Source organism: Sphingobium sufflavum, from assembly GCF_021403115.1.
GTDB classification, from domain to species: Bacteria; Pseudomonadota; Alphaproteobacteria; order Sphingomonadales; family Sphingomonadaceae; genus Sphingobium; species Sphingobium sufflavum.
Genome location: NZ_JAJSSH010000002.1, coordinates 105601 through 118497 on the forward strand (window position 1 = coordinate 105601; position 12897 = coordinate 118497).

At 65.8% G+C, this 12897-nt stretch carries 8 protein-coding genes; 7 read left to right on the forward strand and 1 reads right to left on the reverse strand.

Annotation, left to right across the window (positions count from 1 at the left end; all coding sequences use genetic code 11):
- Positions 1-11: 11 nt before the first annotated feature.
- From hemC to LWE61_RS03755, 5 genes are all read left to right on the forward strand, one after another.
- Positions 12-944, forward strand: a complete 933-nt coding sequence (hemC, locus tag LWE61_RS03735; protein WP_234148695.1) for a hydroxymethylbilane synthase — start codon at positions 12-14, stop codon at positions 942-944.
- On the forward strand, positions 937-1614 hold the full coding sequence (locus LWE61_RS03740; RefSeq protein ID WP_234148696.1) for a uroporphyrinogen-III synthase: 678 nt from the start codon (positions 937-939) through the stop codon (positions 1612-1614). Before hemC ends, LWE61_RS03740 begins: the two co-directional genes overlap by 8 nt.
- 47 nt (positions 1615-1661) lie before the next feature.
- Complete coding sequence (locus LWE61_RS03745) at positions 1662-2579, forward strand: MICOS complex subunit MIC60 (RefSeq protein ID WP_234148697.1); 918 nt, start codon at positions 1662-1664, stop codon at positions 2577-2579.
- A gap of 272 nt (positions 2580-2851) precedes the next feature.
- Entirely contained in the window at positions 2852-4933 is a 2082-nt protein-coding gene (locus LWE61_RS03750) for a M13 family metallopeptidase (RefSeq protein ID WP_234148698.1), read from the forward strand.
- A gap of 85 nt (positions 4934-5018) precedes the next feature.
- Positions 5019-7076 (forward strand): acyltransferase family protein, encoded by a 2058-nt coding sequence (locus tag LWE61_RS03755; protein WP_234148699.1) that lies wholly within the window; start codon positions 5019-5021, stop codon positions 7074-7076.
- Between the two features lie 39 nt (positions 7077-7115).
- On the opposite strand, the gene LWE61_RS03760 is transcribed toward LWE61_RS03755, so the two are convergent.
- Positions 7116-10397 (reverse strand): PAS domain-containing protein, encoded by a 3282-nt coding sequence (locus tag LWE61_RS03760; protein ID WP_234148700.1) that lies wholly within the window; start codon positions 10395-10397, stop codon positions 7116-7118.
- 378 nt (positions 10398-10775) lie between these two features.
- Here LWE61_RS03760 and LWE61_RS03765 point away from each other — a divergent pair, with 378 nt between their 5' ends.
- Together LWE61_RS03765 and LWE61_RS03770 are read left to right on the forward strand one after the other, a co-directional pair.
- On the forward strand, positions 10776-11840 hold the full coding sequence (locus LWE61_RS03765; protein ID WP_234149058.1) for a DUF47 family protein: 1065 nt from the start codon (positions 10776-10778) through the stop codon (positions 11838-11840).
- A gap of 28 nt (positions 11841-11868) precedes the next feature.
- A complete protein-coding gene (locus LWE61_RS03770) occupies positions 11869-12882 on the forward strand; it encodes an inorganic phosphate transporter (protein WP_234148701.1) in 1014 nt (337 codons plus the stop codon).
- The last annotated feature ends 15 nt before the right edge of the window (positions 12883-12897 follow it).

Below are 12897 nucleotides of genomic sequence, written 5' to 3' on the forward strand. Positions count from 1 at the left end.
CAAGGCCGCATATGCCCGACACCCTCACCCCCCACCGCTTTCGCATCGGAACACGCGGCTCGCCCCTTGCCCTCGCACAGGCCCATATGGTCGCGGACGCGCTGCGCGCCGCCCATGGCTGGCGGGAGGAAGATGTCGCCATCGTCATCGTCACCACCACCGGCGACCGGGTGCAGGACCGGGCGCTGGCGGAGATCGGCGGCAAGGCGCTGTGGACCAAGGAACTGGACCGCGCCCTGCTAGAGGGGGAGGTGGACTGCTGCGTCCATTCGATGAAGGATGTCGAGACGATCCGCCCCGAGGCCATCGCCATCGCCGCCATGCTGCCGCGCGCGGCGGTGGAGGACAGGCTGCTGGGCGCGATCGGCATCGCCGCGCTGAAGCCGGGCGCCATCGTCGGCACCAGTTCGCCGCGCCGCGCCGCGCAGCTTCGCCGCATCCGTCCCGATCTGGTCCCCGTGCTGTTTCGCGGCAATGTCGCGACGCGCATCGCCAAGCTGGAGCAGGGGGAGGCGGATGCGACGCTGCTGGCCGCCGCCGGGCTGGACCGGCTGGGGCTGGCCGATGTCGGCGTCACCATCGCACTCGGCGAGATGCTGCCCGCCCCGGCGCAGGGCGCGGTCGGCATCGAATGTCGGGCCGATGATGGGGAGGCTCGCGCACGGCTCGCGCCGATCACCCATGCGGATACCTTTGCCTGCGTCATGGCGGAGCGGGCGCTGCTGGTCGGCCTTGGCGGCACCTGTCACTCCCCGGTCGCGGCGCTGGCCCGGATGGAGGATGGCATGATCCACCTCGATGCGGAAATCCTGTCGGCGGATGGCGCGGAGCATGTCAGCGGTTCCGTGCGCCTGATGCCCGGCGACGGCGTGCCCGCGACCGCGCTGGGCCATGACCTGCTGGACCGGGCTAGCCCCGCCGTGCGATCCCTGTTCCATGGCTGAACCCGTGCTTGTCCTGCGCCCCGAACCCGGTGCCACGCGCACCGGCGAGGCGTTGGGCAAGGCGGGGTTCCGCCCGGTTTCCTATCCCCTCTATGTCGTGGAGACGGTCGAATGGACCCCGCCCGACCCGGCGCAGTATGACGCGGTCCTGGTCACCAGCGCCAACGCCATGCGGCTCGGCGGGCCGGGCGTGTCACGCTATTGCCGCCTGCCCCTGTTCGCCGTGGGGGAAGCCAGCGCCCGTGCGGCGCAGCGGGCGGGGTTCCGCGACGTGACGACCGGCGGTGGCAATGCGCCGCTCACCCTGCCGTTGATCGTGGCGGCCGGATATAGCCGCATCCTGCACCTGTGCGGGATGGAGGTGCGGGAGGTCGACGACCTCGGCCTCTCCATCACCCGCCTGCCTGTCTATGGCACGATGCCGACGGGCGATGCGCAGGGACTGGCGCAGGCGTTGCCGCGTGAGCGGGAGATTTTCGCCCTCGTCCATTCGCCCCGCGCTGGCGGGCGGCTGGCCGAACTGGTTTCCCCGGCCGACCGCGACCGCATCACCATCCTGGCGATCAGCGGCGCGGCGTCGGAGGCGTGCGGCGAGGGCTGGCATGGCCGGGTCATCGCCGGGGCCGCGACCGACGCCGCATTGCTGGCCGGTCTGCAAATGCTTGTATGACGACGCAAATCGTCTAGTCTCTGCGGCTTCGCAACAATCAGGGCGTTATGACAGCCGAACCGGATCTGACATCGCCGCCGCCACGGCGCGGCATCGGTACACGCATGATTTTGGGGCTGCTGATCCTTGCCTTCATCGGCGGGGCCATCCTCATGGCATGGCTGTCGCAGAACTGGCGTTCGATGAGCGGCCGCCTGCCCGTGGTCAGCGCGGCGTCGAACAGCGCCGATGTGCTGCAAAACGCCGCCGGCGGGGCGGAGGGCGGGACGGTGCCGCGCACCCTGCTGGCCGCGCCTGCGCTGGTCGATGCACAGGCCGCGCGCATCGCTGATCTGGAACAGCGCCTCTCCCGCATCTCCGTATCGGCGCAGGCCGCATCCTATAACGCCAATCGGGCGGAGGCGCTGCTGACCGCCTTCGCCGCCCGCCGCGCGCTGGATGGCGGGCGACCGCTCGGCTATATCGAGGGGACGCTGCGCCTGCGTTTCGGCGACGCCCAGCCCAAGGCGGTGGCCACCATCGTCAACGCCGCGGCGGAGCCGGTGACGCTGGCCGACCTGCGCGTCGGCCTTCAGGATGTCGATCCCGTTGCGCGCGATCCGCGCCAGCGGGGAAGCTGGTGGCAGGGCTTTTGGCGTGAACTGGGCAGTATCGCCATCATCCGCAAGGCGGGCACGCCCTCACCGGAACCCGAACAGCGCCTGATGCGCGCGCGTCATGCGGTGGAAGTCGGCCAGATCGACGACGCCATCGCGGAGATGACGCCGCTTCTGCCCCGGCCGAGCGCCATTCGCTGGCTGGAGCAGGCCCGCCGTTATAATGAGGCGCACCGCGCGCTGGATGTGATCGAAGCAGCGGCGATACTGGAGCCGCGTTCGATGGTCGCCCCGGCCCCGGCCGCCGCCGCGGCGGAGGATGCGGACGCACCGGTGGCCAATGTCGCCACGCCGCAGGATGGGCGATAGCATAGTCTGTTCGGCCCGTGCTGGCTGATGTTGTCGCCCGTTCGTTCTCGATGCCCTTCCCCATCATCGCTGGGGTCGGCAACTGTCGCTGATCTTTCGGCCATCGGCTTCGTAAGACGTGATCGGCTGAGGCACTTGCGATGGGATTGCATCGGCTCGAAACCTTCCTCGTCTTGCGATCTACCGCATTTTCCGAGTCAGCAGATGATTTCCTCTGCTTCGAAAAGGCTTTAGGGAAGCGGGCGCCGGGGGGCATTGTCGGGAGTTTATGCATGCGTTCTTCGATCCTGCTTGCGATCCTTGCCTCCACTGCGCTCGGCGGATGCACGGCCGGCCTGTCTGGCGGATCCTTGGCCGACGCATCGTCAAATAGCGGATCGACGGCGGCGCCCGCTCTGGCGGCTGCTGGGTCCAAGCCCACCTATGGTCAGTTCGGTTTCGATACGGCGGGCATGGACCCGGCCATTGCGCCGGGCGATGATTTCTATGGCTATGCCAATGGCGTCTGGGCGAAAACCACCGCCATCCCCGCCGACAAGTCCAACTATGGCCTGTTCGCCGTCCTCGACGACCTGTCCCGCACCCGCACCAAGGAGATATTGGACGCGGCGAAGGACGATCCCGCCAGCAAGGTCGGCAACGCCTATGTCGCCTATCTCGACCAGTCGGCGGTGGAGGCGCGGGGCCTCGCCCCCATCCGGCCCTGGCTGGACCAGATCAAGGCTGTCCGCAGCAAGGCGGACTATGCCATCCTCCTCGGCAAGGCGTCGCGCAACGGCATCGACACGCCCTTCGCCGGCTATGTCGGGCAGGATGACAAGGCGCCGGACACTTATATCTTCGGCCTGTACCAGTCGGGCATCGGGCTGCCCGACCGCGACTATTATCTGCTCGACACAGCCAAGATGAAGGCGGTGCGGACCGCCTATGTGGCGCATCTGGTGCGGATGTTCACGCTGGCGGGGGAGCCGAACGCCGCCGTCCGCGCCGACGCGATACTGGCGCTGGAGAGCCGCATCGCACAGGTCCACTGGACGCGCGAGGACAGCCGCGACGCGGACAAGGTCTATAACAAGATGACGCTGGCCGAATTGGGCAAACGCGCGCCCGGTTTCGACTTTGCCGCATGGCTGGGCGCGCAGGGGTTGGGGCAGGTGAAGGAACTGCTCGTCGCCCAGCCCAGCGCGATTGCGGGCGAGGCGCGGATCATCGCCGCCGCGCCGCTGGCCGTGCTCAAGGACATCGCGCTGATCCGCAGTCTCGGCGCATTTGCGGACGAACTGCCCGACGCCATCGCCAACGAGAATTTCGCCTTTTACGGCACCACCCTGTCCGGTACGCCGGAGCGCGAACCGCGCTGGAAGCGGGCGGTGGATTTCGTCAAGCACAGCCTGGGCGAGGAAGTGGGCAAGGCCTATGTCGCCCGCTATTTCCCGCCGGAGACGAAGGCGGCGGCGGACACGCTGGTCCGCAATGTCATCGCCGCCATGGGCCGCCGCATCGACGGGCTGGACTGGATGAGCGCGGAGGCGAAGCGGAAGGCGCACCAGAAACTGGCCGCCTTTACGCCCAAGATCGGCTATCCCGACCGGTGGCGCGATTATGGCGGGCTGGACATCCGCCGTGACGACCTGTTTGGCAATGCGCTGCGGTCGAACCAATATGACCATGACTATGCCGTGGGGAAGCTGGGCAAGCCCATCTATCGCTGGGAATGGGGCATGACGCCGATGGAAATCAACGCCTATGCCAATTTCGGCATGGTGGAGATCGTCTTTCCGGCGGGCATATTGCAGCCGCCCTTCTTCGATCCCCATGCGGACCCGGCGATCAATTATGGCGGCATCGGCGCGGTGATCGGCCATGAACTGAGCCATCATTTCGACGATCAGGGCGCCAAATATGACGCAACCGGCAAGCTGGTCCAATGGTGGACCGACGAGGATGTGCGCCGCTTCAAGACGCTGACCGACCGGCTGGTGAAACAATATGACGCCTATGAGGCTCTGCCCGGCGAGCATGTGAAGGGGCAATTGACGCTGGGTGAGAATATCGCGGACCTGGCGGGCCTGACCGTCGCCTATGACGCCTATCAGGCGTCGCTGGGCGGCAAGCCTGCGCCGGTGATCGACGGTACGACCGGCGAGCAGCGTTTCTACCTGGGCTGGGCGCAGGTGTGGCGGCGCAATTTCCGGGAGGCGAACCTGCGCCAGCGGTTGCTGACCGATCCGCACTCGCCGTCGGAGCAACGGGTCGCGACGGTCCGCAACCTCGACCCGTGGTACAGCGGTTTCGCTATACAGCCTGGGGCGAAACTCTATCTCGCGCCGCAGGACCGGGTGAAGATCTGGTAGTCAGACACATACTGTCACGCTTGCGAAATTAAGCGGATATAAAGGGCCAGGGCTTATACCGCAGGGGTATCAGCAGGGGTTGCCAGTGACGTCGAGCGGACCAGAAGCGCGCAGCGGCGGCCGTGTCCGTGAGATCGACGCCCTGCGCGGCATCGGTGCGCTGATCATCATCCTGTTCCATTACACCAGCCGCTTTCCGGACATGTTTCCCGGCGCGGCCCATGTCGGGCTGAACATCGACGCGGGCTATGACGGGGTGGTGGTGTTCTTCGCCCTGTCCGGCTTTGCGCTGCAATTTTCCATCCGCCGCCTGAACCATGTCGGCGATTTCGCCTTTGGCCGTTTCGCGCGCCTGTTCCCCGCCTATTGGGCAGCGATGGCGGTCACGCTGGCGGTGCAGGCGCTGGCGCCTATCCCCCGTTTCGCGCTGCCCACGATCGACATGCTGGTCAACCCGACGATGTTGCAGGGGTTCGCGCATCTGGAGTCGATCGACGGCGCATACTGGACGCTGGCGGTGGAACTGGCCTTCTACGCCTGCATGGCGGTGGTGTGGCGGTTGGGGCGGCTGGCGCGGCTGGAGCGGGTGCTGGCGGGCTGGATCGCGCTGGCGCTCCTGATGCACTCTTGGCACGGCTTTCCAGAACCGGTCGCGCAACTGTTGGTGCTGCGCCACATCCCCTTCTTCGCCATCGGGCTGGTCAGCTATCGCGTCCATGACGGGGCGCGGACATGGGCGCAACAGGTGCCGATCCTCGCTATGGTCTTCTTTTGCGTCGCGCTGGTCGAACAGGGGCAGGTGCTGGTGATCTGCGCGCTGACGCTCGCCTTCTTCGTCGCGATGACGGACGGCAGGCTGGGCTTCGTCTGCAACCGGCCCCTGCTGTGGGTCGGCGCGATCAGCTATCCGCTCTATCTGGTCCACCAGCATGTGGGCATGACGGTGATGGCCAAGGCGAGCGACGCCGGGGTCGATCCCTGGATCGCGCTGGTCGCCGCCATCATGCTGGCGCTTGGACTGGGCTTTGCGATCCATCGCTGGATCGAGCGGCCCGCCGGGGACTGGCTGCTGCGGCGCTGGAACGCCGTCCGGGTGGAGGCGCATCGCCCACCGCCGGGTGTCTCACGCCGTCGACGCCTCGACGAACTGGATGCGCTGCGCGGCGTCGGGGCGATACTGGTGCTGAACTATCATTATTCGTCCCGCTACCCGGAGCTGTTTCCGGGCCGGCCCCATGTCCCCTTTCACCTGTTCAGCGGCAATTATCGGGTGATGCTGTTCTTTGCGATTTCCGGTTTCGCGATTTTTTTCACGATGAAGCATCTGAAGCGGGCGTCGGATTTCGTGGTCAACCGGATGGCACGGTTGTTGCCGGTCTATTGGGTCGCGCTGACCCTGACGCTGACCGCCGAATATCTGGGCAACGCACCGCAGTTGCAGATACCGTTCAGCGCGGCGGTGGTGAACCTCAGCATGCTACAGGCCTATTTCTATGTGCCCGCCATCGACGGGGCCTATTGGACGCTGGCGTTCGAGATCGGCTTTTATGTGTGCATACTGGGCCTGTGGGGGCTGGGTCTGCTAAGGCGGATCGAACCAGCCTTGCTCGGCTGGCTCTTCTGCAAATGGGTGATGTTCTACTGGGCGGGGATGCCGACGCGGCTGGCCGAACTGATGGTGCTGAACTGGATACCCTTCTTCGGCATCGGCCTGCTGAGTTATCGCGTGTGGGCGGGTGAGCGGACATGGCGTGACCAGATCCCCTATGTCCTCGCCATCCTGTTCACCGCCGCGCAGACATGCCCACCCGAACAGTTACTCGCCGCCATTGCCATCACCGGCGGTTTCATGGCGATGGTGGAGGGGCGGCTGGGCTGGCTGTGCGCGCGGCCGCTGCTGTGGCTCGGCGGGATCAGCTATTCCCTCTATCTGGTCCACCAGAATATCGGCTTTGTCGTGATGCTGAACAGCGACCGGCTCGGCCTCCATCCGGCGGTGGGCTATGGGCTGGCGACCGCGACGGCGGTGCTGCTCGGCGCGCTCCTCAACCGCACGGTGGAGCGGCCCGTGGGGGCGTGGATCATGCGGCGTTGGGCGGCGCGCGGGGAGAGGGTGTTGCAGGGGGCGACAGGGCGGGCCTGACCGAATTTCCCGCCGCCCGGCGCGTCTGTCGCCGTTCGATTATGCCCCGCCCTTGTCCCCGATGATCTCCCGGATGCGGGTGGCCAGAACCTCCATCGCAAAGGGCTTGGTAATCATGGCCATTCCCGGCTCCAGAAAGCCCGACGCCAGCGCCGCATTTTCGGCATAGCCGGTCATGAACAGCACCTTGAGGTCCGGCCGACCGATGCGCGCGCCATCGGCGACCTGGCGGCCGTTCAGTCCCGGCAGGCCGATGTCGGTGACGAGCAGGTCGATCCGCTGATCGGAGCGCAATATCTCCAGTCCCTTGACGCCGTCCGCAGCCTCTATGGCGCGATAGCCCAGTTCGCCCAGCACCTCCACGATCAGGCCGCGCACGACCGCTTCATCCTCCACGACCAGCACGGTTTCGCCTGCCTCTGACCCCGGCGCCTCCGCCAGCGTAGGCAGCGCCTCATGCGGTTCGTCCGCGCCGCGAAAACGGGGGAGGTAGAGCTTGATCGTCGTGCCCTTGCCCGCCTCGCTATAGATACGGGCATAGCCCTCCGACTGGCGGGTGAAGCCATAGATCATCGACAGGCCCAGCCCGGTGCCCTGTCCGGTCGGCTTGGTGGTGAAAAAGGGTTCGAAGGCGCGCTCGATCACATCCTTGTCCATGCCGACGCCGGTGTCGGTGACGCAGATGCAGATATATTGGCCCGGTTTCACCTCGCGCTGGCGGGCGGCATAGGCGCTGTCGAGATGGGCGTTGCACGTCTCGATGATGAGCTTGCCCCCCTCCGGCATCGCATCGCGCGCGTTGATCGCCAGGTTGAGGATGGCGCTCTCTAACTGGTTGGGGTCGCATTTGGTCAGCCACAGCCCGCCCGCCGTGACCAGTTCAAGCTGGACGGTCTCGCCCAATGTCCGGCGCAGCATATCCTCCATGGAGGATATGAGAGGATTGGCGCGGACGGGGCGGGGGTCGAGCGGCTGTCGGCGGGAGAAGGCCAAGAGCCGGTGGGTCAGCGCCGCCGCCCGCATCGCGGAGCTTTTAGCGCCGCTCAGCCAGCGGGGCAGATCCTCCTGACGGCCCTGCGCCAGCCGTCCTTCCATGATCTCCAGGCTGCCGGTGATCCCTTGCAGCAGATTGTTGAAGTCGTGCGCGATGCCGCCGGTCAGTTGGCCGACCGCCTCCATCTTCTGGCTCTGGCGCAGTGCATCCTCTGTCTCGCGCTGTTCGGTGATGTCGCGCCCCACGCCATGGATGCGGTCGCCATCGGGCACGGCGGTCCAGTCGAGCAGGCGATAGCTGTCGTCTTTGCAGCGATAGCGATTCTCGAAATGCAGAGTGGTGATGCCGGTCGAGATTTTCGCCACTTCGGCGGCGGTGCTGGCGAGGTCATCGGGGTGGATGAAGTCGGTGAGCAGTCTGCCCACCATGTCCTCCTCCTCCCACCCCAGCATGGTCTGGGCGGACGGGTTGATGGCGGTGATCCGCCCCTCATAATCGCACACCAGCAACAGATCCTGGCTGATGGTCCAGAGGCGGTTGCGGTCGGCGGTAGTGGTCGCCTCCTGCAATTTCTGCTCGTGAATATCGGTGTTCGTGCCGATCCACGAGCGGATCATCCCGGACGAATCGGTCAGGGGAACCGCGCGTGAGAGAAACCAGCGATACTCCCCCTCGGCGTTGCGGAGGCGAAATTCGGTCTGGTAGGTGGTGCCGGACTCCAGCGCCGCGGTCCATCGCGGGATCGCCGTCTCCAGATCGTCGGGATGCACGATCTGCGCCCAGCCAGCGCCGTCGAGGGCGCCCTGCGGCAGGCCGCAATAGCTGTAGACCTGATCGTTGAACCAGTCGAGTTGCCCGTCCGTCCTGCCGGTCCAGACCTGATTGGGCATGAACTGGGCGAGGGCGCTGAACCCCGCCTCGCTCTTCTCCAGCGCAAGCTGGATGCGCCGCCGCTCCGTCGTGTCCTGCACCGCGCCGACCAGACGGACAGGCTTGCCGGTCTCGTCCCGCTCATATTCGCCCTTGCGCGCGATGATCCGTTCCTCGCCCGTGTCGGCGCGCCGGATGCGATATTCCACGTCCAGCAGTGCGGCCCCACTGCGCCGCCGTTCATCGTTGGAGACGATCGCGGCATCAGAGGGCAGGATCAGGGCTTCGACGATGTGGGCGGGCAGAAATTCCTGCGGCTCCAACCCGAAGATGCGGCAGAATTCCGGCGTGCAACTGATGATGTTGGTGCCGATGTCGATTGAGAACAGGCCGACCGCTCCCGCCTGCTGCGACCGGCGGAGTTGCGCCTCGCGGTCGCGCAGATCCTGTTCCGTGCCGACCCGTTCGACATGCGCCCAACTGCGCTGCGTCACTTCGCGGATGACCGAAAGGTCATAGTCGCTCCAACGGCGTGGCGCGCTGTCATGAATCGCCATCAGGGCGGTGAGGCGCCCCTCCTTGACCAGCGGCATACAGATAGTGGCGGCGATGCCCATGGCCTGGAAGGTCGCGGCTTCCTCCGGCGCCAGTTCGACCAGATTGTCATGGACGATCAGCGGACGGCCCGCGCCCAGCTCCTGCACGGCCCGCTTACCGAAATCCGCCAGGCAATAATGGCCGAGAATGGAGGGAGCGGCGGGGTCATGCCAATTGCCGCGAATGGTGAAGCCATCCTGATCCGCGTCCATGTCGGCATAGGCGCAGTTCGACAGGCCCAGATGCTCGCCGGTCATGCGGGTGGTGATGGCCAGTATCTCGTCGGCGTCACGGCTTTCCGCCACGGCGCGGCCCAGCGTGTCGAGGAAGCGCAGGCGGGATTCGCTGTCCTCCAGCGCGGCGCGGGTGCGTTCCGCCTCGGTCGTTTCCACCACGATGGCGATGACGCCGGCGGGATGGCCATCCTCGCCCAGCACCGGGGAATAATCCAGGTCCATCCACACTTTTTCGGGGCGGCCATCGCGATTGAGGAAGAGGGCGTGATTCTTGTACTGGAGGGTCTGCCCGGCCAGCCCGACCCGCATCACATTGTCATTGAACTCGGCGATCTCGTCCCAGCCGTCCCGGACCTTTGACCCCAGCAGGGTGGAATCGCGCCCACCGGCAAAATCGGAATAGGCGTCATTATAGATCATCACGCCGTCGCTGTTCCACAACAGGACCATGGGCACGTCGCTGCGCAGCATCAGGGAGACGGTGCTGCGCAGGCTTTGCGGCCACTGGTCCAGCGGCCCGATGGAGGTCGCTGTCCAGTCGAACCGCGCGATGCGGTCGCCCATTTCACCGCCCCCGGTCAGGAACGCGCCGATTACAGGCAAAATCTTGTTTTCCGACGCCATCGCCACTGCTCACTCACCCGCCAAAGTCCGTTGCCCCATGGTTGTTGCGACAGACGTCCAATGCCCCCATTTCGACGGAAAAGATAACGCGGCAAGTGGGTACGCGTTCCGGTCCGTCCCCGGCCGCCATGCCGAAAAACCCGGTCCCGGAGTGGGACAGGCGATGGGTGGCCGTTCGTCGCCCGCCGTGCCGCCTGTTGCTTCAATGTATCGTGCCGTTTCCGTCGTGGCGCTCCCCGCGCGCTTTGGGCTATGGCGGATCGGAAAAATGAATTAAGCGCGCCGCTTCGATTTCAGCGGCAGGGAGAGTTTGCCATTCGCCAGATCGCAGCCTTGCCCTACCGCACCGATACCGCTGCGGGTGACACGCCGGTCCACATCCTGCTGGTCACGTCGCGGGAATCGCGGCGTTGGGTGATCCCCAAGGGCAATCCGCAGTCCGGCATGGCCCCGCATGTCGCCGCCGCGCAGGAGGCGGAGGAAGAGGCGGGCGTGTGCGGCCCCATCTGCCCGACGCCGCTCGGCTCCTATCGCTATCGCAAGCGCAAGGGCAATGGCGCGTCGCTGATGCTGGACGTGGATGTCTATCCGCTGGCGGTGACGCGGGAATATCCGCAGTGGAAGGAAGACAAGGAGCGAGAACGGCGCTGGTTCAGCCTTGCTGAGGCGGCTAACGCGGTCGAGGAGGAGGATCTGCGCTACCTCATCCGGTCCTTCGGGGCGAGCGGCTTCACCAAGGCGGCGCAGCGTAGCGGCGTCCTGACCGCCGTGGCGCAGAAAACAGGGGTTGGCATAATGTTCGGTTGGTTTCAGCGGCTGTTGCCCAAGAGCGGCAATTTCTTCGACCTGTTCGAGGCTCATGCGGTGAGCGTCATGGCGGCGGCGGACGCGATGGCGCGCCTGTTCGACGGCGGCGTCGCGCGCAAAGATCATATCCGCGAAGTGCATGAGCGCGAACAGGACGCCGACGAGGTGACGCATGAGGTGCTCCAGACTGTCCGCAAGACCTTCCTGACCCCCTTCGACCGCAGCGCGATTACCAGCCTGATCGGATCGCTGGACGACAGCATCGACGAGATGCAGGCGGCGGTGCAGGCCATCGACCTGTATGAGGTCACGAGCTTCGAGCCGGAAATGCGGGACATGGCCGCAATCATCGTGGACGCCGCGCGCATCACCGCAGAGGCGATGCCGCTGCTGCGCGACATTGCGCGCAACGGCGGACGCCTCCACGAACTGACCGAGCGACTGGTGCGCATGGAAGGCCATGCCGACGAGATTCACGCGGCGGGCCTCAAGAAGGCGTTCAAGGCGACCGAGGGCGCGCCCGACACGCTGAAGTTCATCGTCGACCGCGAAATCTACAAGCATCTGGAGCGTATCGTCGATGCGTTCGAGGATGTGGCCAACGAGATTGACGGCATCGTCATCGACCATGCGTGATCCCTGCGCCTGACGGACTTCAACAGACATGCATGAACTTGCCTTTCCGCTGCTGGTCGGCCTGATCTTCATCGCGCTGGCGTTCGATTTCCTGAACGGCCTGCACGACGCCGCCAACAGCATCGCCACGGTGGTCGCGACGCGATTGCTGGGACCGGTGCAGGCGGTGCTGTTCGCCGCCGCCTTCAACTTCGCCGCTTATTTCCTGACCATCGCCTTTCCCGCGCTGCACGCCGTCGCCGACACGATTGGCAAGGGGCTGATCGACAAGGATCTGGTGACCCCGGCGGTGATCTTCGGCGCGCTGGGCGGGGCGATGTTCTGGAATGTCGTGACCTGGCTCAAGGGCATCCCGTCCTCCTCCAGCCACGCGCTGGTAGGCGGGATGATCGGGTCGGGCGTCGCCCATGCGGGCACCGGTGCGATCCAGTGGTTCGGCCTCAACAAGACGCTGCTCGCCATCGTCCTGTCGCCGCTGCTCGGCATGATTCTGGCGATGCTCATCATGCTGCTGTCGAGCTGGGGGCTGCGCAATTACTCGGCGTCTCAGGCGGAGCGCGGGTTTCGGGCGCTCCATCTCCTCTCCTCCGCCGCCTATTCGCTCAGCCATGGCCTGAACGACGCGCAGAAGACGATGGGGATCATCACCGTGCTGCTCTATTCGACCGGCTATCTGACCGGCGATTTCCAGGTGCCGCACTGGGTCGCGATCAGCTGCTATGTCGCCATCGCGGCCGGTACGATGACGGGCGGGTGGAAAATCATCGAGACGATGGGATCGCGCATCACCAAATTGTCGCAGCATCAGGGGTTCAGCAGCTCGCTGGGCGGGTCGATCGTGCTGTTCAGCGCCTCGGCCCTGGGCATCCCCGTGTCCACTACCCACACCATCACGGGGGCGATTATCGGCGCGGGAACGGCCAAGCGGGCCTCCGCGGTGCGCTGGGACGTCGCGCGGACGGTAGTGACGGCCTGGATCATCACCATACCCGCATCGGCGGCGGTGGGCGCGCTATTTTATGGGGTGACGACGCTGTTCTGAGGCGAGGAGCGGCGT

Coding starts and splice junctions, on each gene's coding strand:
- hemC (WP_234148695.1), top strand. CDS start 12: ATGCCCGACACCCTCACCCCCCACCGCTTTCGCATCGGAACACGCGGC.
- LWE61_RS03770 (WP_234148701.1), top strand. CDS start 11,869: ATGCATGAACTTGCCTTTCCGCTGCTGGTCGGCCTGATCTTCATCGCG.
- LWE61_RS03745 (WP_234148697.1), top strand. CDS start 1,662: ATGACAGCCGAACCGGATCTGACATCGCCGCCGCCACGGCGCGGCATC.
- LWE61_RS03750 (WP_234148698.1), top strand. CDS start 2,852: ATGCGTTCTTCGATCCTGCTTGCGATCCTTGCCTCCACTGCGCTCGGC.
- LWE61_RS03740 (WP_234148696.1), top strand. CDS start 937: ATGGCTGAACCCGTGCTTGTCCTGCGCCCCGAACCCGGTGCCACGCGC.
- LWE61_RS03760 (WP_234148700.1), bottom strand. CDS start 10,397: ATGGCGTCGGAAAACAAGATTTTGCCTGTAATCGGCGCGTTCCTGACC.